The organism is Paenibacillus nanchangensis (assembly GCF_046543445.1).
In the GTDB taxonomy this organism is placed as follows: domain Bacteria; phylum Bacillota; class Bacilli; order Paenibacillales; family Paenibacillaceae; genus Paenibacillus_AQ; species Paenibacillus_AQ nanchangensis.
Map to the genome: position 1 here is coordinate 101936 of NZ_JBHOFD010000009.1, position 23123 is coordinate 125058.

A 23123-nucleotide genomic window follows, 5' to 3' on the forward strand; every position below is an offset into this window, starting at 1 on the left:
AGGATAAATCATTTTCTTTCTTTGGACAAGATAGTAATCTGTGATAGGAAATACAGAGTATATTTCAGTGATCACAGAGAGGAACGGTGTCAGGTGCCCAAAGCAGCTACTAAATTTTATCAGCTAAACTATCCGAGACCCCAATTTGCAAGGAGCCAATGGCTGGATCTGAACGGGGAGTGGGATTTCTGTTTCGATGATAAAAAAGCCGGTGACGCCGAACGCTGGATGGAGCATTTTCCGGACGGACTGCAAATCAATGTTCCATTTACCTACGAAACCCGCGCGAGCGGGATTGGCGATGAGACGTTTCATCCGCAGATTTGGTATCGAAGGAAGCTGATCCTTTCTCCCGAGGCGGAAGGGAAACATACGATTCTGCATTTTGAAGGCGTGGATTATAAGGCTGTCTGCTGGGTGAACGGCCGTTTTGCCGGTGAACACGAAGGAGCGTATGCGCGGTTTTCCTTTGATATTACTGGCCTGCTAATACAGAACGGCGAAAATGAAATTGTGCTGAAAGCGGAAGACAGCGACAGCTGTCTGCAGCCCCGGGGGAAACAGCGCTGGGCCGGACGCAACCATGATTCGTTTTATGTGCAGACGACCGGGATTTGGAAAAGCGTATGGCTCGAGCATGTGCATGAAACCCGCTTGGACCGGGTGAAAATGACGCCGGACATCGACCGCCAAATGATCCGGTTTGATTTCCGCTTTTACGGTACAAGCAGCAAACAGGAGCTCCGGCTGGAGACAGAAATTACATGTAAGGGGAAACGGGTAAACAAGCTGAGCCTTTCGGTGGACCAAACCTGGTTGACGGCGGAAGCCGGCATGATGAGCGGAATCAATGGACCCTGGCTGCAAAATCTTTGGTCTCCGGATCATCCCAACCTGTTTGATGTGGAATTTGTGCTGTATGACGGAGAACAAGAGATCGACCGGGTTGAGTCCTATTTTGGCATGCGCAAAATCTCAATCCGTGACGGCCAAATCCTGCTGAACAATATTCCCCTTTACCAAAGATTGGTCCTGGATCAAGGCTACTGGCCTGAAAGTCATTTGACGCCTCCGTCCGAAGAAGCGCTTGTTGAAGATATTGAAGCAATTGCCGAGATGGGGTACAACGGTGTGCGTAAACATATGAAAATTGAAGACGACCGGTTCCTGTACTGGTGCGATGTCAAAGGAATGCTGGTCTGGTCCGAAATGGCTGCAGCTTTTGAATTTAGCGATGAGGCTGTGGAGCGGTTTACCAAGGAGTGGATGGAGGTTGTGCAGCAGCAGTACAATCATCCCTGCATCATTACCTGGGTACCCTTTAACGAATCCTGGGGCATTCAGAACATCCTTCATGACGGCCGGCAGCAAAAATTTACGGAAGGTGTCTATAACTTGACCAAATCAATCGATCCTTACCGTCCGGTTATCACTAATGATGGCTGGGAGCACACCATTTCTGATATTTTGACTCTGCATGATTATGTGGAACGCGGTGAAGATTTGTACGAAACGTACAAGGAAAGAAACACGATTACAGGCAGCAGCGGTACGTACAACGAGTGGAAATTTGCATTCGCCCAAGGCTATCGATATCAAGGCCAGCCGATTATGATCAGTGAGTTTGGAGGCATTGCTTTCCGGAGCGGGCGGGGATGGGGTTATGGCAAGCCGGTTGATAGTGAAGAAGCATTCCTGGAGCGGTTTGGCAGCTTAACCGGAGCAATTAAAGCCATTCCGTTTATATCGGGCTACTGTTACACACAACTTACGGACGTCCAGCACGAGGTGAACGGCCTGCTTACCGAAGACCGAAAACCCAAAGCGGCGCTGGAAAAAGTCCGGAAAATCAACTTGGAGTAGCGGAGCAGGAAAGAAGAGAACAGCTTCAGCACGTAACCCCTCGTTGGCATAATCCACTCACAGCAGCAGTCCCCTTTAGGAAGGGCAGACTGCTTTTTCTTTTGCCAGAGGGCTATGTATCTTTGGATTGCATGCACAAACCGAGTGTATCGCCTATATATTGTTGAAAAAGAGGAGTTGATGAATAATGTTTACCTATTATCCGATGAATTGTTATCCTGCCGGCCGGCCAGGCGGACAGTTTAAATGGACGCCATCCAGCGCCGATTTAAACCGGAAGCTTAGGACACTGTGGGAACAACATGTGTTCTGGACGAGACTAACGGTGAACAGCATAGTGGATGGCCTAGGGGATGTCCAGCAAACAACAGCAAGACTTCTTCGGAATCCCCGAGATTTTGCAGCTGTACTGGCAACGGTTTACGGGACTTCAATTGCCAGCCAGTTTGAAAAACTGCTGAGAGAGCATTTAACGATTGCCGCGGAACTTGTCACAGCCTTGAAGTCGGGGAACACTGCAGCCGCGGAAAATGCTCAGAAACGATGGTATGCCAATGCAGATGCGATTGCAGCATTTTTGGCTCAAATTAATCCCTATTGGTCCAAAGAGGAATGGCAGCGGATGCTGTATGAACATCTGCGGCTTCTTAGTGAAGAAGTTGCAGCCCGTATTGCGAAAAACTACGAACAAAACATTGCGATCAGTGATTCCATCGAGCCACAGGCCTTGGGGATGGCTGATCTGATGACCACAGGAATTGTTCAGCAATTTCCGTCCGTATTTCTTCACTAAATTTTCATACCGTTATTGTTTTGGTACTTCAACCAATTTGGCAGCTTTTGATCCAGTTCGACAAATAACCAGGGAATTCATCGAAATATCCGTACCGTTAACATTCGCAAATATCCCAAGGGTATCGCAGTTTCCCTCCCAAACTTTATCGCATGTATAACGAATTCTGAATTTTTTCAGGTTTTACAATGACTTTTGGTGTTTTTGCAGCTTTCCCCGGATCGGCTCTCCCTGGTTCATCTTGGCGAATGAAAGTCCTTTAGAACTAGACACCGCTAGTTGCAATTTACAAAACAATAAACTACAAATGGATGATTTTGTAGATATATGTAGATACATTTCATTTCACTCCCTTTTCTTTAAGTTATGTAAATCGAAAGTTAAATATATTAAAATATTAATTATTTTAATTTTTATGCTATATAGTTCCAAAGATTGGTTTTTATTTGGAAATGAACATGGTAAAGTTAAATCAGACAATTCGAGCGCATCCATGGAAAATCTACATAAAGACATTTGTGATTTCTATCTAACGGGGGGGTCAAATGTCATTTGATATTGATTTTGCGGATAAAAAGACGGATATCGCAATTATTGGCTTGTCCATAAGGCTGCCTGGTGTCGAAACTGTGGAGCAGTTTTGGAAACATCTTAAAGACGGGGACGAAGTGGTCGCGGACCTTAGCGAGCTGAACTCGGGTCTAACGCCGGATCCGGATGCTCAAACACCGTTTATAAAGGCTAATAACAATATCAAAGGCATAGAGCATTTCGACGCCTCATTTTTTAACTTTAACCTTCAGGAGGCTTCCTGGATGGATCCGCAGCACCGCTTATTTCTGGAGCTTGCCTGGGAAGCTCTTGAAGCGGCCGGTTACACAGGAGAAATTGGCAATTCACTGGCCGGAGTATACGCGGGCGTCTATGCCAACTATTACTCCATGACGCATCTTTTACCGCATCTGAACAACATCCGGGCCGCCGCCACTCTGCAAATGCAGATCGCCAGCGAAAAGGATCATGTGGCTACAATGGCCGCTTACAAGTTAGGTTTGACCGGACCTGTGCTTAACATTCAAGCTGCTTGTTCAAGTTCATTGGCAGCTGTACATATGGCATGCGAAAGCTTGCTCACCTATTCAGCCGATCTCATGATTTGCGGTGCCGCTACCTTAAGTATCCCGCAAACGGCAGGATATGAGTATCAAGACAATGGATTATTGTCCGCGGATGGACATCTAAGGGCATTTGACGCCGGGGCGACCGGGACTTTGTACAGCGACGGGGCAGGATGTGTTGTGCTCAAGCGGCTGCAGGACGCCTGGGAAGACGGGGATACCATATACGGTGTCATCAAAGGTTCCGCTTTAAATAATGACGGTTCCCGGAAGGCCGGATTTACAGCTCCCGCTGCGCAGGGACAAATTGAGGTTTTAGAGCGGGCTATGCTGGCTGCGGGCGTCCAACCCGAACAGATCGGTTACCTTGAAGCACACGGAACAGGCACTCCGCTGGGAGATGCAATTGAGCTTGAGGCTTTACATGAGGTATTTACCAAAAACACATCAAAAAGCGCATTTTGCGCGTTAGGCTCGGCTAAATCCAATTTTGGACATACCGGCCCGGCCGCCGGTGTCATCGGGCTGATTAAAACCGTAATGGCGCTGAAGGAAGGCATCATTCCGCCGGCTATTAATGTTGAAATGCCTAATGAACGCCTTGCTACAGGGACAAGCCCGTTCTACTTGAATCCGATTCCGCTGGAGTGGCATAGGGGGGACACTCCCCGTTATGCCGGAGTGAGTTCGTTTGGCCTTGGCGGGACAAATGTGCATGTTATTGTCGAAGAACCGCCGTTACATAAACCAACTACTCCAGTTTCCAAGAACAGGCCGCTGCTGTATACTCTTTCCTCCAAAACGGAAACCGCGCTGTACCGTTATAAAGAGCGGATCGCTTCATCGCTTGCTTATTTGGACGGTAACCGTTTGGCGGATGCGGCTTATACGCTTCAGACCGGCCGGAAAACTTTTGTACACCGGGGATTTTTTGTCCTTGGACAAGCGGAGTCTACATATCTGCAAAACGTCAGTTTCTATACCGGCAGAGTTAAGGATTTCTTGCCGCCTTTACACTTCTTTTTTGAGTCTGAGAGTGAGAGCTTGCATCCAAACCAACTCTTGGACGGTAATCGTGCCGGTTGGGTTCAGGATATGCCCCAGTTTTATGAGATTTGGACAGAGGTCTGGAAGCAGCTGCAACAAGCTGTTAATCCGGAGGAGCTAAGTTCCGAAGCGAAGGGAATTTATGATGAGATCCCAGGAATTTTGGACTCTTTTGTCATGCAAATCGCAATGTCAAAGCTGTGGAAGCAGTGGGGAATCATCCCGGATAAATATGCTGGGGAGGGAAGCGGCTTCTATGCTGCGGCTGCTGAATCGGATTGGTTGAACTTGGAGGATGCCGCTTTTCTTTATGTCTGTCATGTGTGTTCAAACCGTTCGCAAGCTGAAGGGCGGTTGGGGATGGCGTGTTACAAAGAGCGGACCGCCAAGTTGAAGATTGGTGCGCCCCCCGATTCACTGGTTCTTGCAGAACACGTCCGCGGATTGGCAGCCGAACAAATTTTTGCTTATGCTCTTGCAGCTATTCCGCCTCTGACCGGCACGAGGCCAACCGGACCGGAGCTCAGGTTGACGGTAGGGTTAAACTCCGCCCTGGCAGGTGGAGACCTCCCGGGAACGGACTTGAAACCGGAAACCGAGTCCGCCGGAATATGGACAAAAGTCCATTATTGCCTGGGACGGTTGTGGACCGAAGGTTATCCCATCAACTGGGCGGCTTATTATGAACAGGAAACCCGCAGCCGCATCCCCTTGCCGACGTATCCGTTTGAACGGGTAAAATGCTGGGTGGAACCTGCGGCTGATGAGCGGGTGAGCAGCGGTCTAAAAATGGCGGCGGAACCTGTACGGTCAACACCCCACAGGTTGTCCGCAGATCAGTTGACCGGATATAAGGCGCCCAAAAGCGGCACGGAACGCGTATTGGTCCACCTGTGGGAAAAACATCTCGGCGTCACACCGGTAGGCACACAGGACAACTTTTATGAAATGGGCGGCAATTCACTCCTAGCCGCATCCATGAACACGGAGCTAAACGAGCTGTTTCAACTTCAAATCGGCCTGGAGGTTTTTCTGCAGCATCAATCCATCGCAGAACTGGCAGAAACGATAGAATCCCTTTTTATGGAGCCCATCCCTCTGAAAGGCGGTTAATCCATGAATACCCATGAACCGGTTGTTTATCGTTTAAGTCATCCGCAAAAAAGAATCTGGTATACCGAACAGTTGTATCCCTATACCTGTGTCAATCATATTGGCGGGTGTGTGCGTGTAAAAGGACGTTTGGATTTTAATGTTCTGGAAATCGCCATTCATTCCGTGATTCAGTCCCATGAAGGCCTTAGGCTTCAGCTTAAACTTCATGGCGGCGAACCTGTTCAATATGCCGCAGCCTATCGCCATTCTCCGCTTTCTTTTTTCGATTTCTCTTTGTACCCTGATCCCCAAGGCGCTTATAAAGCTTGGGTGGCCGGGGAAGCGCAATCCCGTTATCCGCTTTATGACTCCCCGCTTTACCGTATATCCATGTTCAGAATCGGGGAAGAGGACAACGGCTTTTTGCTGCGGGCTCACCATATCGTCTGCGACGGATGGTCCGTGGATGTTCTTACCAGACATATTCTGGACCTCTATGAGCGTATCCGCAGGCACAACACGGCCGGTCCTGAACCGGTTAGTCCTTCTTATTTGACCTATTTAGAGATGGAAGAAACCTATTTGCAGTCAGAACGCTGTAAGAAAGACAAAGTCTATTGGGAAAACAAGTTTTCTTTGCTGCCGGAACCGCTGTTTGCCCAACAACCCCATACACCTGCGGGGAGGCGTCTGACCCGTTTGATGGACGAGGAGACGGTTAACCGGGTGAAGAATGCCGCAGACAGCCATCAAGTGTCCCTGCCGATTTTTTTAAGTTCGGCTTATAGCCTGTTATTATCACGTTTTTATCAGAAGGACGAGGTTATTTTAGCCATGCCTGTTGCCAACCGCAACCAATCAACCAAAGCCATGGCAGGCATGTTTACCGGTAATCTCCCATTATCGGTTCAGGTCAAGAACAACCCGCCGCTGCATAACTTTTTGCGGGAAACGAAACGGGAGTACATGCGTAGCCTCAGCAGCCACAAATATCCTTATGATCTGCTGGCGAGACAGCTTCAGCTTCGACAAAACGGCCGCACCGTTTTAGCCCAAGCCTCATTTAACTTCTATAACACGCATCTTAGAACAAGCTTGGCTGACGGCCTCAAAATTGAAAACGAAGAGTTTTATCCGGGGGAACAAGCCTATCCCTTGCAGCTGATGATCAAAGACTGGTCGGGTGACGGTACATTATTGTTCAGTTTGGACTATCAAACCGGCTTGATCCGGGATTTTGAGGCCGAGTCTCTGCTGGCTTCCCTGTTCCGCTTGCTGGATGAGATGACAAGGCGGCCGGAAGCGGAGGTTTACGCTCTTTCCCTATTGGATAAGCGGCAGTGGGAAAACACTGTTGAAACTTATAATAGTCAGTCATCTCCTCAATATGACGGCCAGTTAACGGTGCTCGACCTGTTTGAGCAGCAAGCAGCGGCCCATCCAGAGCGAATTGCGGTCAGTCTTGAGCAGGAGAAAATGACATATGGCGAGCTGTACGGCGAGGTGCGCCGGTTATCCACCGTTCTTGCAGCCATTCCGGACATCCGTACAGGACCGGTCGCCATTCGGATGAGGCATAGTCCGGAGCTGATAGCCGCCATCCTGGCTGTCATCAAAACAGGGACGGCGTTCCTGCCTATTGCGCTTGATGTACCGCACGCCCGGGCCAAGTTTATGCTGCGCGATTCGGGCGCCGTGTGTCTGTGGCAAGATAACGACAATGAAGAAGCGTGGAGCGTCCCTGTCATCAAGACATCAATGCTTGATGCCCGGGAGGGTACCACGGATCGCACCATGCAATCCGTTCCGTCCGGATGCGGCGCGGATGATTCCGCCTACATCATTTACACTTCAGGCTCCACCGGGGAACCCAAAGGGGTTAAAATCCGGCATTCGAGTCTGGCCAACTATATCGTTTGGGCAGCATCCGTCTATTTGAAATCGGATCAAGATATCTTCGCTTTTTATTCCTCATTGTCTTTTGATTTGACGCTTACCTCCCTGTTTGTTCCTTTAACAAGCGGGACGCAGCTTAGAATTTACCCTCCAAATCAACATGGATATACATTAAGCCGCATTATTCAAGAGAATCAGGCAACCGTGATGAAACTAACGCCATCACATCTTGCGCTGCTGCCGGATATAAACCACGGCCAGCCAGCGCTGCATACGCTAATCGTGGGCGGAGAGAGCTTAAAAACAAGCGTCGCCGCTAAAATTCAAGGGATGTTCGGGCCTGAGCTGTCAATCTATAACGAATATGGTCCAACCGAAGCAACAGTCGGGTGTATGATCCACCGGTTCAACGCTTCAGCCGACCTTGAACCTGCGGTCCCGATTGGTATTCCCGCCGCAAATGCGCGGCTGTACATCCTCGATAAAAATAAACAAATGCTGCCTCCGGGTGCGATGGGCGAGCTGTACATATCAGGTCCCGGTATTGCAGAGGGCTATATTAACCGTCAAACGTTAACCGAAGAACGGTTTCTGCCCGATCCTTTTGCAGACGGTCTGCGGATGTACCGTACCGGAGACAGGGTGAAACTCAGTGAAGGGTACCTCATGCATTATTTTGGGCGGCATGACGATCAGGTCAAAATCAGAGGCAACCGGATTGAACCGGAAGAGGTCGAACATGCTCTGCTCAATGTGAGAGGCGTTCGCGAAGCGGTAGTATTCGCAGCGGGCGAAGGCCAGCATGCTGAACTGTTTGCTTGTGTTGTACTCGACTTACCTGAAGAAACCGCCGGGCTGAAGCAAACCTTGTCCAGCATTTTGCCTCCATCGCTGATACCTGACCGGATTGCTGCCGTACCCGAAATCCCTTTAACTTTAAACGGCAAAGCGGATAAGCAGCGGCTGGCTAATATGATTCGCAGCCAGCTTGCGCCGCAGATGAATCAGCAGGGAGCGGAAGCCTCTTATTCGGATCAACTGCTGTCGGCTTTGAGAACCGTGCTGGAGAAGGGGCAAATTCAGCTGGAAGATCAGTTTTTCGCTTTGGGGGGAGATTCCATTAAAGCCATCCAAGTCTCCAGCCTGTTGAAAACTCAGGGACTGGATCTTAATGCGGCCTCCATTCTGGATTATCCGCAGATCAAGGATATGCTCCCTCATCTCAAGCCGGACCGGAACGCGGAAGAACAGGGGATGGCCGTTGGGGAGGTTATACCTGCTCCAATCCAATCCTGGTTTTTGGCTCAGCAGTTTGAAAACCCGGATTATTATCTGCAGTCCATCCTGCTGGAAATTGCGGACAGCATTACCGAACACGATCTGACCGAGGGGCTAAAGGCGTTAATCCGGCATCATGACTCACTTCGCATATATTATGATACCGGCGTCAAAAAGCTTGTTTATAACCCTCGTCTCCCGGTCGATGATTTTCAGCTCGAAGTCATACAGGTGGACGGACTCTCCGGAGATGAGGAAGTGCAGGAGCAAGAAATTGAGCGCAAAATAACCGCCTTCAAGCGGAATATCCAGATTACCACTGCGGAACATTTCGCCTTCCATGCTTGTCTGATCCGGATACCGGGGCGCAAGAGACGCCTGCTGCTGGCCGCTCACCACCTGTGCATTGACGGCGTATCCTGGAGAATTGTGCTGGAGGACCTGGAACGGGCAGTGGTCCATCAGCTGCCGCTGCCTCCCAAAACGGCTTCCTTTCAGCGATGGTCCCGCTCGCTCGCCGAGCGATCCCTGCCGCTGTTTCAGTCTGAAGTGGAGGTCTGGAAGCGAATCGGGGAACGCGGGGAGCATGAGGGATTGGCGGGGAAACCATGGCCGCCAGTCAGAAGAAGCGAAAGCTTAACCCGGACGTTTTTTTTCAGCCAAGACGAATCTGACTTGATCCTTCGGGGTCCTATGGGTTTGCGGGCGGCTGAACGGTTACAAACCGCGCTTGTGCTGGCTTGGCAGGATGAATTTCCATGCGAAGAGCTGACGGTCTGGATGGAAGGGCATGGCCGGGAAGCCTTATTCTCGGATCTGGATATCTCACGTACCGTAGGATGGTTTACCAGTTTATACCCGGTGAAATTCCAGCTCCATAAGGGCCAAGAGGTGAAAGAACGAACATTTGCCATCCTTCGCCAGTTAAATGAAGTCCCCCGGAAAGGGATCGGCTATGGAGTACTTGCTTATTCACTAAAGCAGATTCCTCCGGCAGCACCCGGAATCCTGTTTAATTATCTCGGCGAATTTTCGCTTCAGGAGGAAAAGGGATTCCGCCTCCTGCAGGAGGCCGGCGTGCCGGATATTGCACCTGAAAACCAGTTTCCTTTTCAACTGGAACTTAATGCGCTGACGGTGGATAAACAGCTCCAAATTCGCGTAATGGCTTCTCCGGCAGTTATGGATTCTGAACGGCTGGAGCGTTTGATCCGCGGGTACAGATCCAGAGTTACTTGTCTAGCCTTAGAAGCGATTTCCGGAATAGAAGAGGAGAGGGACTTCAAGCCCGAAGACTTCGACGCGGTTGACCTGACCCAGCAGGAGCTGGATGCGTTATTCAAATAAAGGGGGAACGGAATGCGCTTGCAATGGGTTCTTGTGCCGGTTTTGATGTTGGGCTGTGTCTTCCCCGCATGTACCGGTCCTGCCGCGGCTGCGGCAAAGCTGGATTCACAAGCTGTCGATAATTATGTCGCGGAAATAATGGACAAGGATAACCTTCCGGGAGTTTCCGTCTCAATTGTCAAAGGGGACGAATCCTACGCCCGGGGATACGGATTCGCCGATCGGGACGCCAGCCTACCGGTTACGCCTGACACCTTATTTGAACTGGGATCAAACAGTAAAGCGTACACAGCGGTTGGATTGCTGCTGCTGGCGGAACAGGGGAAAGTGGACCTCGAGGCCCCGGTCACCCGGTATCTTTCAGAAGTCGAATGGAGGTTCAATCAAACGCAAGCGGAACCTTTGGTAAAGGATTTTTTATATCAGACCAGCGGGATGGGCAGTAACTCCGTGGCACTCATTAACCCGTCCAATCATGACAAGGCTCTGCAGGATACCGTTCGTAACTTGGCGGATCAACCTTTATGGAACAAGCCGGGAGAGCGTTTTCTATATTCCACAGGTAATTATGATGTGCTGGGAGCTGTAATCGAGCAAGTGAGCGGGCAGTCCTTTGAGTCTTTTATGCAGGAACAAGTGCTAGCGCCGCTTGGACTAAAAGACACTTATGCCGGCACCGCAAACTTACCTGCGGAGGCCCGGATGTCCAAGGGATACAAGCTGGGCTGGACCGGGAACCGCAGCTACGATGCCCCAATCTATCGGGGGAACATTCCGGCTGGCTACATTATGTCCGGTTCCGCGGAAATGATCCGGTGGCTGAAGATTCAGCTTGGACTGCAAGAGGGAATACCCGATCCGCTGCGGCGTGCGGTAGAACGGGCTCATTTGCCCGATGACAGGGTAACCGAAACGTTAACGGAGCCTTATGACACTCCGTTCCGCTATGGCGGGGGCTGGCTCGTGTTTGGTCAAGGAGAGCGGGCAACTTGGTCGCATGGCGGGAATAATCCCAATTTTTCGTCCTATATCATTGTTGATCCAACGAACCAAACCGGGATTGCCGTAATGGGCAACCGGAACACAACCTGCACGTTCGCTATTGCCCAGGGACTGCAAGCTCTGCTGAAAGGCGAAGAACCGGCAGTGGCGCCCAAGGACATTACAAGCACCTCCAACCTTGCGGCTGCTGTTCTCTTTTTCCTTACAATGCTGCTGAGCCTTTGGACATTATATCGTATCTATAAAGCGGCAGCGGCCCGGCGGCGGGGAGGGCGTGCTTTTGCCGGATATACACCAAAAGTGTACATGAAAACAGCGTTCTGGATTTTGTTCGCCGGCCTGATGCTGGCAGCAGCTTGGTACATCCCCAAGCTGCTGTTCTGGGGATATCCCTGGTCATTTATTGTCGTTTGGGCCCCCTTTACGGTGGCACCCGCCATGGTCTCATTGAGCGTAACTTCCGTTTTGTTCGCCGGCTTGAGAGTATACACCGTGCTTTTTCCAATTACACACGAAGATCGGCCAGCCCGGATCGCGGTCTGACGATCCTATACAGGAGGAGACGAATCGATGCGCATCGGCAACATTCCAGATATTCAGAACTTTAAACAGCTCCTGGAGCAATGCAAGGAGGAAGGACTGATTACCGGCTGGGAGCTTCCTTACGAACAGCTGCTGACCCGGCTGGAAGCCGCTATCTTCTTTTTCGATGCCGGTTCGGATGAGCTTCCCGGTGAGTTGTATACCCGGTTTGCCGCGTATCCCGGTCTTGTCATACGGCGCAACGAAGGTACTATGTCCCCAATGGGCTATCAGCTTACATTTCAGTAGTATGCGAGGAGGAGAAGGGGATGAAGATCAGGTTGTTTGCGCTTCCTTATTCCGGGAGTTCGGCATCCATTTATTTGAGATGGAACCGTTTGCTGTCCGAGCAGATCGAAGTGGTTCCGCTGGAATTGCCGGGGAGAGGCAAACGGTTCAGCAGCAAATTATGCGGCAGCATGTCCGAGTTAATCGAAGATTTATATGTGCATGTAAAGGACCAAATCAACGAGCAGCCTTACGCCATTTACGGTCATAGCTTAGGCGGTTTGGTTGCTTATGAGTTAAGCGTCAAATTAATGGAACAAGGCCATCGAATGCCTATGCATCTGTTTTTGTCCGGCTGCAACCCGCCGCATCTCCGTTACGGAGAGGAGAACCTGCATACGCTTCCGGATGCGCTTTTTCTGGAGCGGATAATCGAACTTGGAGGTACGGCTCTGGAACTGCAGTCCAATCCGGAGATGATGCGGGTGTTTGTGCCAATCATCAAGTCGGACTATAAAGTTTATGAATTGTACGCCGGACAAGGCCAAGTAACGGAGCTGCCCGTCGATTTTACCGTAATGACAGGCACAAAGGATCCGCTGATGCCAATGGAGCACGGACGGCAGTGGGAAAACTACACCCAAGGTTCCTTCCGTTTGATCGAGATGCAGGGCGGACACTTTTTTATACATGATCAGTTGGACCAAGTGATAGACGCTGTGGAGAATGCCCTTATTGTCCATAAATGAGGAGGCCTTCGGATGAAAATAGAAAAGAGCAAGGTGCAGGATATCTGGCCGCTCCGTCCCCTGCAGGAAGGAATGCTGTTTCACTATTTGAAAGGAACCGAGGAAGGCAGGTACGTGGTATGCCTCATGCTAGGAATAGAAGGGGCTGTGCGGGACGAGTGGTTTGTTCAAGCCTGGGAGCAGGTCTTTCAAGCAAATGATGTATTGAGATCGGTGTTTCGCTGGGAGCAGCTCCGTAATCCGGTTCAGATTATTCTCAAAGATAAACAGCCGCCCTTGGAAATTCATGATCGTTCAAAGGAAAACCTCACCTCTCAGATGGAGCAAGAAATCCAGGCGCACGAACGTTCCACAACGTTTGATCTGGCTGAAGAGACGGTAAAAATCACTTTATACAAGTTCCGTAATGCGTGCAGGTTGTTTCTAACCTATCATCATATTCTTTTGGACGGATGGAGTTTGGGGCTTGTGCTCGAAGAGTGGCTGTCTGCATACCGCGCGCTTTCCGCTAACCGCATGCCGGCTCTGCAAAATAAAACCTCCTTAAAGTCCATTATGGCCGCAATCCAGGCCAAACAGGACCGTCAAGCGGATGCGCGGTTTTGGGCGGAGCATCTTTCGGATTATGAAATCAAGCCGCCCGTCCAACCGTTCTACAAAGCTTCGCGCCACAGGTTCAAACAAGTTACCCAACATGTCTCTTCGGAGACTTTGACCCGCCTGCAATCGTTTTGCGGGGGAGCGGGCATGTCCTTGGCCACGTTCCTTTACGGTTCCTGGGCGATGCTGATCAGCCGGTTTACCTACAGCGATGATGTGGTATTTGGTACAACCGTGTCCGGCAGGGGGATCAATGCGAGCGGCATGGACACGGCGGCCGGGATGCTGATTAATACGGTTCCGCTGCGGATTCGCAGCCATAAAGAAGAAAATGTGAAGACGTATTTCAAAAGAGTACATAAATTGTTGGCGTCCAGGCGGCCTCATGAGTGGGCGGGTTTGTCCTCTATCCGCAAAGATGCCGGACTGCAAGGGCCGGATGAGCTGTTTGACACCTTGGTCGTGATCGAAAATTACCCGCTTGATAAAAAATTGCTGCAAAAACCGGGACATCCGGCGGGCAAAGCAGGCGAGCTGTTTTTTAACTCGTACCGGATGGAAGAGCATACGCATTATCCGCTGACGCTGCTGGTTAATCAAGATGAAGGACTTGTGCTCGATTTTATCTATGACGGCTCCAAATATGAGTATTTTGTTGTACAGCAAATGGCGGACTGTTTCGTGAAGCTGCTGCTGGATCTGGCGGCGAATCCCCTGCAAAAAACGGCGGATATCGCATTGGTTCAAACGGACCAACCGATGCTAAACGGTCTGCTGACGCCTTATCAATCCGAACTTGATCTTGAGTCCTTAAGTATTCCTCAATTGTTCGTTGAGACAGCGAGGCGTGATCCGGACCGGACAGCGATGATTTTTGAAGGCAAAACCGTTACGTATGGTGAACTGGATGCGTTGTCCGATGTTATCGCCGCGGAACTCAGGCGGAAGGGAGCCGGGCCCGAGCAATGCGTGGGTATCCAGTCCCACCGCAGGCCCCAGACGATAGCAGGACTGCTTGGCATCCTTAAGTCGGGGGCGGCCTACGTGCCGATTCACCCGGATTATCCGGCTGAACGCGTAGCGTACATCATCAAAGACACGGCGATGAGATGGCTGCTGGGCGAGCCTGAATTCACGGCAAAATATGCCCGGTCAACGGGCGTCGAAGGCATCGACGTCGAACATCCGGCTGCGGAAAAGGTTGGGACGGATTCCTTTTTTTCTAATGGGCAATCTGTGGTTCGCGGCACCAATCTGGCCTGTATCGTGTATACCTCCGGTTCCACTGGAGTGCCCAAAGGCGTCATGATTGAACATAAAGGCATTGTAAGACTGGTAAAAAACACCGGGTTTGTTGACTTTCGTTCTACCGATGTGGTGCTTCCTACATGCCCTTTTGAATTCGATGTGTCCAACTTTGAGATTTGGGGAGCGCTGCTGAACGGGGCCGCCCTTTGTCTGCTTTCCCAGGAGAAGCTGCTGATGCCGCAGGTGCTGAAGGAGGTTTTGTTGGAATACCGGGTGTCTCTTATGTGGCTGACGACACCGCTGTTTAACCAGCTTGCCGCAGTGGATGCCGCGTTGTTTAGGCCGCTCCGCTATCTGATCGTTGGGGGAGATATATTATCGCCTTCCCCTATTCGTAAGGTACGTAATGCTTGCCCTGAGCTCACCCTGGTCAATGGCTACGGTCCTTCGGAAAATTCGGTACTGTCGACAGCGCTGCATATCACCAAAAATTACGAAACACGGATACCGGTTGGACAACCCATCACCCGGTCAACCGCTTATGTTGTCGACCGCTACAATCAGCTGCTGCCGGCGGGAGCCGTTGGCGAATTATGTGTGGGCCTGGAGGGAGTGGCCCGCGGCTATTTGAACAAACCGGAGTTGACCCGGGAGAAATTTATCCCCGATCCCCTTTACCCGGGTTATGTCATGTACAAGACCGGGGACTTGGCCAGATGGCTGCCTGACGGCAATCTTGATTTTTTTGGCAGAACAGATGATCAGGTTAAAGTCAGGGGGTACCGGATTGAACTCCGGGAAGTCGAAACAGCCTTAAGCCGGCTGCCCGAAATCGAAACCTGTGTTGTCTTGGCCACACAAATTAAGCAGGACGAAAAAGAACTGGCCGCTTATTATACAGCGCATAAACCTGTGCGGGTTGCTGCGGTCAGGGAGCAGCTTGCGCAGCATCTTCCGCCTTACGCAATACCCACAAGGTACATCCAGGTCGATGCGATGCCGCTGACGCTGAACGGAAAAATTGACAAAAAAGCGCTGCTTCAAACGGCGCATCGGCCGGCTTCAGGGAGCACCGGGGATATTGGGGCTTTAGGGGGAGCCGGAGCATCCGGGGATATTGGAGCATCCGGGGATGTCGTGGCTTCCGAGATTAATGGAGATATTGGAGCTTCCGAGTCTTCGGGGGCTATGGAGTCGCACAAGACTGCCGGAGCGATGGGTTCTTCCGCACTTCCGGCCGCATTTATGGAGCAAACCGTGCTTCAAATCTGGAAAGACGTGCTGGGTACCGGAGAAATTGGCCTCGACGACGCCTTTTTCGATATCGGCGGCAATTCGCTGTTAACCATACGTATCAGCGACATGATACATCAGGCTACCGGCCTTGAACTGTCCGTAACGGATCTGTTCCAGTACCCTACGATCCGCGAATTATCGGCATGCTTGACTAAACGGCAACAGGCCGGTTCACAAAAGGAAAATGCGGAAAGCCAACGCATGCAGGAGGCAGCGTCGCACAACGCCGACATTGCCGTCATCGGGATGGCGGGGCGGTTTCCGGCGGCAGATAACCTGGAAAGGTTTTGGCTTCAGCTGCAGCAGGGCAGGGAAGGCATCAGCTTTTTTACGGAGGAAGAGTTGCGGCAATCCGGCATTTCGGCTGAACTGCTGCAGCGCTCCGATTACGTCAAGGCAAAAGGAATGCTTGAAGGCATTGAATATTTTGATGCGGAGCTGTTTGGCTACAGCGGACAAGAAGCAGAGCTTATGGATCCGCAGCTGCGGCTGCTGCACGAAGGAGTCTGGGCCGCACTGGAGGATGCGGGTTATGATGCAGAGCGTTACCCGGAAGCAATCGGCTTATTTGTGGGCGGTACGGTGAATCTGGACTGGGTGAATCAGCTGTATCATCGGCTGGATGACGACACGGACCGCTGGAGGGCATCCCATCTGAATGTACATTCACTGAGCATGCCGATTTCCTACAAAATGAATCTGAAGGGTCCTTCGCTTACAGTCGAAACCGCCTGTTCCTCCTCGCTTGTAGCGGTTCACCTGGCCTGCCAGTCCCTGCTGCGCCGGGAGTCGGGTATCGCTTTAGCCGGCGGCGTATCGGTTACCGTGCCGAAGAAGTCGGGGTATGTGTACCAAGACGGGATGATCAAATCTCCGGACGGGCATTGCAGGGCATTTGATGCCAATGCTAAAGGTACCGTAAGCGGTGACGGCCTCGGGGTCATTGTCCTTAAAATGCTGGAGGACGCTCAGCGGGACGGCGACCATATCTATGCGGTAATCAAGGGATCGGCGGTTAACAATGACGGGACGCGCAAAGCCGGATTTACGGCACCCAGCGTAACAGGGCAAAGAGAAGTCGTGGCGGCGGCGCTGCGGGCCGCATCAGTCCCGGCCAACTCGATCAGTTATGTGGAGGCGCATGGAACTGGGACGCCGCTGGGAGATCCGATTGAAATTGAAGCTTTATCCCACTTTTTTCCGCAGGGGAATCATCGCTCGACGGCCATTGGATCGGTCAAAACCAATATCGGTCATCTCGACGCGGCTGCCGGCATCGCCGGACTAATCAAAACGGTGTTGTCGCTGCATCACAAACAGCTTCCCCCAAGCCTGCACTTCAGGGAACCCAATCCTGGCATCGCGTTTGACCGGACCTCTTTGTATGTCAACGGAGAGCTGAAGGACTGGGTTCCAGCGGGGGCTTATCCGCGCAGGGCGGGAGTCAGCTCGTTTGGCATCGGCGGCACCAATGCCCATGTCATAGTTGAAGAAGCGCCGGCCGGATTAACACACGACAGTCAGATTGAGCCGGAAAGTCCAGGTTATCGGGAGAAACCGGGAAATCGGGAGAGATTAGGTTACCGGGCGAGACCAGGTTATCCAGTGAGATCAGGTTATTCGGAGGAAATCTTCGTATTCTCCGCCTTAACGGAGGAAGCGCTGCGCCGGAAGTGTATGGACATGCTGGATTTTATGGAGCGTAACCCGGAAGGGGACATTCACGATATAGCCTACACCCTTGCAGTCGGCAGAAAAGAGCTGCCCTGCCGGATCGCCTTGACGGCCTCCAACCGGCAGGAACTGGCTGAAGGACTGCAGGCATTCCTTCAGCGAGAAACGCCGTTTGTCAGCCTTCAGCCCGAGCAGCATATTGTGTTCCTGTTTCCGGGCCAAGGCTCGCAGTATGCCGGGATGGCCCAGTTCCTATACGAATCGGAACCGCTGTTCCGTGAGGAGATGGACCGCTGTCTGCAGATTGCTGGATCGGTCATGAGTTTTGATCCGGCGGAGCGTTGGCTGCAGAAATATGCACCGGGACAAGCCCAAACCACTGGCTCACGGCAGGGCAGCGTTTTGAATGCGATTGACCAGACAGAGGCTGCTCAGCCGCTGCTGTTTATGGTTGAGTATGCGCTGGCGCGCCTGCTTCAGCAATGGGGAATCCAGCCTGTGGGCATGATCGGGCACAGCTTGGGAGAATACGTGGCTGCATGTATTTCCGGCGTCCTGTCGCTGGAGAACGCAATTCAGCTCGTAGTACGGCGTGCTGCGCTGATGCAGCAGATGCAGCCGGGATCGATGCTCAGCGTAAACCTGTCCTATGACAAGGCGGCTGATTTACTGCGGGAGTGGCCGGAACTATCCGCTGCGGCGAGTAACGGACCGGAACTTACGGTCATCTCCGGTCCGGCGGAATCCATAACCAAGATGGCTTTAGAGCTGCGGCAAATGGGAGTGGAGCCATTTCCGCTCCAGGTCTCTCATGCTTTTCATTCCGCCATGATGGAGCCTATGCTTGATGATTTCAGGAGGTTCGCTTCGGAAATGGAGCTGTCGGCACCCGCCATTCCTTACATTTCCAATGTGACGGGATCGTGGATCACGCCGGAACAGGCTGCCGACCCGCATTATTACGCTTCCCATGTGCGCTCGACGGTGCGTTTCAGGGAAGGAGTAGAAACACTGGCGGAACGCCTGAAGCCGGTTTTCCTGGAAGTTGGACCGGGAAGGACGCTGAGCCAGCTTATACGCCAGAACAAGGATATTCCGGAGTCCGCGCCCGTCATTGATCTGATTCCGCGCCAGCGCGAGAAAGCACTGGGAGAGCGCAAATGGCTGGAGGGGCTTGGGGCGTTATGGATGCATGGCGGAAAAGTCGACTGGGCTGCCTTTTACAGCAACCGGCCTGGTAGGCGGATTTCTCTTCCCGCTTATCCGTTTGAACCGCAATATTACTGGAAGTATCAATCGGTAACGGATCCGGTACATGTTACCCGCGTACCCAGTGTCAAAGAGGAACAGCGGGACGTAGCCGGCTGGGTTCACATTCCGGAGTGGGTGGAAACGGAGATGGAGGCGGCAGCGGCGACTGAAACGGATAATTCCAAGGTGCCGCATTCGGAACTTCGCACTGTTTTGCTGCTTGGAGATCCCGGGACCTTGGCGGACCGGTTATTCGATGAACTGAAGCGGCAGGGGCATGAAGTGATTCGGGTTTATCCGCAGCAGGGCTTTAGACGCGTATCTGAGCACATGTATGTCCTGGAACCGGGTAATGCGGAGCATTACAAGCAATTGTACGGGTATCTGGCGGAGAACGGACAGCCGCTTCCAAGCCGCGTTATCCATCTTTGGGCCATGGGGGATCGCAAGGGAGAAACGGAGCATAACCAGGAGAACGGCCAAGAGACGCTGGACCGTTCTTTATACAGCGTGATGTATCTTGTCCAGGCAGCGGGGAGCGTCTCCAGCGGCAATCCGGTCTACTTCACCTTCTGCACTCAAGGAATGGAGCGGGTCCGTCCTGAGGACAAAATCAACCCTTTGAAATCGCTGCTGACAGGGGCGGCTAGCGTAATCCCGCTGGAATTCCCGCAGCTGCGGGTTCATTCGGTTGACGCCGATTCGGAATCCATTGAACAGGACCCCGTGCGCCTCATAGAGTGGCCTGAGGAATGGAAGAGAGAGGCAGACCAAGTGCCGCCTAGACAGGCGTTGATCCGAACCGCGCTGCGCCACTGTAAGAGTTATAGTCATCGTTTTCAACGTAAGGAGGACACACCGGTTTATCGTTCCTCTCCGGTACTGCAGCAAGGCGGCAGTTATCTGATTACCGGAGGACTAAGCGGGATTGGTTTAGTGCTGGCCCACTATCTGGCGGAGAAGTATCATGCCAAGCTTACCTTAATCGGTCGTACTCCCCGCGAGATGAAGCGGGAAACGGAGCGCATGGTGCGTAATGGAGGCCAGGTGCATATTGAAACGGCCGATGTGTCGGACGCCGCCGCCATGAAACGCATTATCGCCGAAACGGCGTTGCGGTATGGAGGTTTGGACGGCGTGTTCCATGCTGCAGGAGTTGCGGATATAGGGGGGATGCTGCATTTGGTCACCCGTGAACATACCGAATCGGTGTTAGCGCCAAAGGTGGCAGGAACCTGCTCGGTTTATGAGGCAATGAACACCCTTGAGGTTCCGCCTTCCTTCCTGGTCCTGTTCTCTTCGGTCAGCGGTGTGTTCGGGTCTTTCGGCCAAGCCAGCTATGCGGCGGGCAATGCTTTCCTTGACGCCTTTGCCCAAGCAAACAGCGGAAGCCGCATCCGGGTGATAAGCATCGACTGGGATACCTGGAGCGAAACCGGCATGGCGCAGGACGCACTCCGCAGGCATGGGAAGCGGGAGGAAGCGGGACAACCATTGGTGATCGAACCGTTACAGCTGCCGCATCCTTGGCTTTCCGGCCGAAGCGATACCTGGTGGGACTCAGAGTTCACGAAAGCCGGCACCCGGGAGCCGGGATTACAAAAAAGACAAGTTCTGAAGCAGGAAGACCGGCCAAACCTGACCACCTATGTCGCGCGGCTATCGGCCGACCGCGATTGGGTCCTGGACGAGCATCGTCTGCTCGGAACCTCCGTGCTGCCCGGAACGGCGGTTCTGGAACTGGTGCGGGCGTCCTTTGCCGATCTGGCCGGAACGTACGGGATGGAAATTCAGGAACTGCTGTTTGTGAAGCCGATCATTGTGGAATTGCAGGCTGAGATCCGAATTACTTTCCTCTCCCAGGAAGAGGAGAAATGGATGTTCAGCGTCATGCTCGCAGGGGAAGATAGCGTTTGGCATGAACACGCAAAAGGCACCGTTTCCAGTGTGGTCACTTCATCTTTCGAACCTTTGGACCGGGAACGCCTGAAACGGATGCAAGACCGGCTCCAGCCTTGGGAAGAAGAAGTTCATGACTTTTCTCCCGAGAGAGAAGATTCCGTCCAAAGCTTGCAGTACGGCAGGCACTGGAATGCTGTCCGCCGGATGTGCCTGGAAGGCGAGACAGGGCTTGCCGAGCTTTCTCTCGAGGAGGAATGCACCGCGGATGCGCAGAACCTCCCGATTCATCCCGCTTTGATGGACCGGGCCACCAGCTTTATGGCGGCACAAAGCGAGCCAGGAAAAGCATATCTGCCTTTTGCTTATAAAAATGTACGCATTTACGGAGCTTTGCCTCCGGTTACCTATAGCTTCGGTGAAGTTTGCGGGAACAACGGGGACATGCAGTCCTTCTCCTTCAAATTATGCGATGCGGAAGGTCAAGTACAGCTGGATGTCGGCGAATTCATCATGAGCAGAGTTCATAACCGGTCCATAGCAGATACTCCGTTGCCGCCGCTGGACACCGATTTCAGACTCCCTGCAGCGGGCAACAGCCGCCTGTCGCTCGCTGAGCCGGGCAATCTGGAGGGACTTCATTTCCGCACAGAGTTCAGGCATAAACCGGGTCCGGGTGAAGTGGAGATCAAAGTGGCGGCCAACGGTTTGAATTTTAAAGAAGTGCTGTATGCGCTCGGCATGCTCAAATTGCCATCTTCCCATCCGTTTGGGTTCGGACTGGAATGTGCCGGGACGGTTACACGTGTTGGGGAAGGCGCAGCCGGAGTGAGTCCAGGGGACCGCGTCATGGCGATAGGCGGAGGATGCCTGGGGAAATACGTTTGTGTTCCAGCTTCTTCAACTGTACCTGTTCCTGCCGGGCTATCTTTTGCGGAGGCGGCAACCATTCCAATTTCCTACATGACCGCCTATTATTCGCTGATCGTTCGCGGGCAGCTCTCCCCGGGGGAGAAAGTCCTGATCCATTCCGCCACAGGCGGCGTCGGACTGGCCGCCGTGCATATCGCCAAATGGGCGGGTGCCGAAATTTATGCAACAGCCGGAACCGAGGAGAAACGGGACTATCTTCGTTCCATCGGCGTTCGCCATGTATGTTCCTCCCGTGACCTGAAGTTCGCGGAAGAGATCCGGACAGCTTGCGGTCAGGTGGATGTCGTGCTGAATTCGCTGACTGGAGAAGCGGCGGAGCTTGGGCTTTCTCTCCTCGCTCCCCATGGCAGATTCCTGGAGCTTGGCATCCGGGATATTGCAGAGAATAGAGCACTCGGCATGCAGGCATTTGCGGATGGCATATCTTTTTCGGCGATCAGCGTGGATACGAAGCTGCCCCAATTCCATAACTTGTTCAAGAAAATAGTGGAGCTGCTGGAGACGGAGGCGATTCCCCCGCTGCCGCTGACGGCATACCGCATTGGGGAAACAGCCGAAGCGTTCCGGTTCATGGCATCCGCCCGCCATATCGGCAAAATCGTCATCTGCCAAGACGAGACGGCGCAGCTTCCCGGAAACCCGGAGACCAAAATGACCGGGGGTATCCGAAATGCCGAGGGTATGGAGGTTTTGGAGCTCATTTTGCGGGCTGCTTTTTCCGGCCAAACCGGTGCGGCGTCCCAGTACCTCTTATCCGTATCGGATCTCGGTGTCCGCCGGCATGGGCTTATGCCGGGCTTGACGGATGGAATCACCGTGGATAAGAAACCTTTGGGCAAGGTACGGACCAGGAAGCGGTCTTTCATGAGTGTGGAATATGCCGCTCCGGTAACGGAGACGGAACAACAGCTGGCCGCTGTTTTTATGGATTTTATGGGACTTGAGCAGATGGGGCTGCACGATAATTTTTTTGAAGCCGGAGCGACATCGCTTGATCTGATTCAGATCAATACCAGAATTAATGCGCTGACGGATAAAGATCATTCAGTCGTCAAGCTGTATTCCTACCCAACGATCCATGAATTAAACCGGTACCTGTTCGGGGAAAATGGCGGCGGGCAGACAGACCGGCAGGAAACCATGCCGGAAGCCGGGCAGCAGGAGGATTCGAAACGTAAAGCAAACCGGCTGAAAACCCTGGAGTCAATTAAGGGATTGAGGTGA

Annotated in this window: 8 protein-coding genes; all 8 read left to right on the plus strand. The window is 52.4% G+C overall.

What is annotated here, in order from left to right; translation table 11 throughout:
* Positions 1-93: 93 nt before the first annotated feature.
* A complete protein-coding gene (locus ACE6ED_RS08935; protein WP_410826768.1) occupies positions 94-1863 on the plus strand; it encodes a glycoside hydrolase family 2 protein in 1770 nt (589 codons plus the stop codon).
* Between the two features lie 187 nt (positions 1864-2050).
* On the plus strand, positions 2051-2656 hold the full coding sequence (locus ACE6ED_RS08940) for an acetylglutamate kinase (RefSeq protein WP_410826769.1): 606 nt from the start codon (positions 2051-2053) through the stop codon (positions 2654-2656).
* A 545-nt stretch (positions 2657-3201) separates the two neighbouring features.
* On the plus strand, positions 3202-5934 hold the full coding sequence (locus tag ACE6ED_RS08945; protein WP_410826770.1) for a type I polyketide synthase: 2733 nt from the start codon (positions 3202-3204) through the stop codon (positions 5932-5934).
* Between the two features lie 3 nt (positions 5935-5937).
* Complete coding sequence (locus ACE6ED_RS08950) at positions 5938-10437, plus strand: amino acid adenylation domain-containing protein (RefSeq protein WP_410826771.1); 4500 nt, start codon at positions 5938-5940, stop codon at positions 10435-10437.
* Between the two features lie 12 nt (positions 10438-10449).
* The gene (locus ACE6ED_RS08955; protein ID WP_410826772.1) at positions 10450-11982 is read left to right on the plus strand and encodes a serine hydrolase domain-containing protein; all 1533 of its coding nucleotides are present in this window, start codon (positions 10450-10452) and stop codon (positions 11980-11982) included.
* Between the two features lie 27 nt (positions 11983-12009).
* Positions 12010-12270, plus strand: coding sequence for a hypothetical protein (locus tag ACE6ED_RS08960; protein ID WP_410826773.1), 261 nt, complete (start codon positions 12010-12012; stop codon positions 12268-12270).
* Positions 12271-12290: 20 nt separating this feature from the next.
* Positions 12291-12998, plus strand: coding sequence for a thioesterase II family protein (locus tag ACE6ED_RS08965; protein ID WP_410826774.1), 708 nt, complete (start codon positions 12291-12293; stop codon positions 12996-12998).
* Positions 12999-13010: 12 nt separating this feature from the next.
* Entirely contained in the window at positions 13011-23123 is a 10113-nt protein-coding gene (locus tag ACE6ED_RS08970) for an amino acid adenylation domain-containing protein (protein ID WP_410826775.1), read from the plus strand.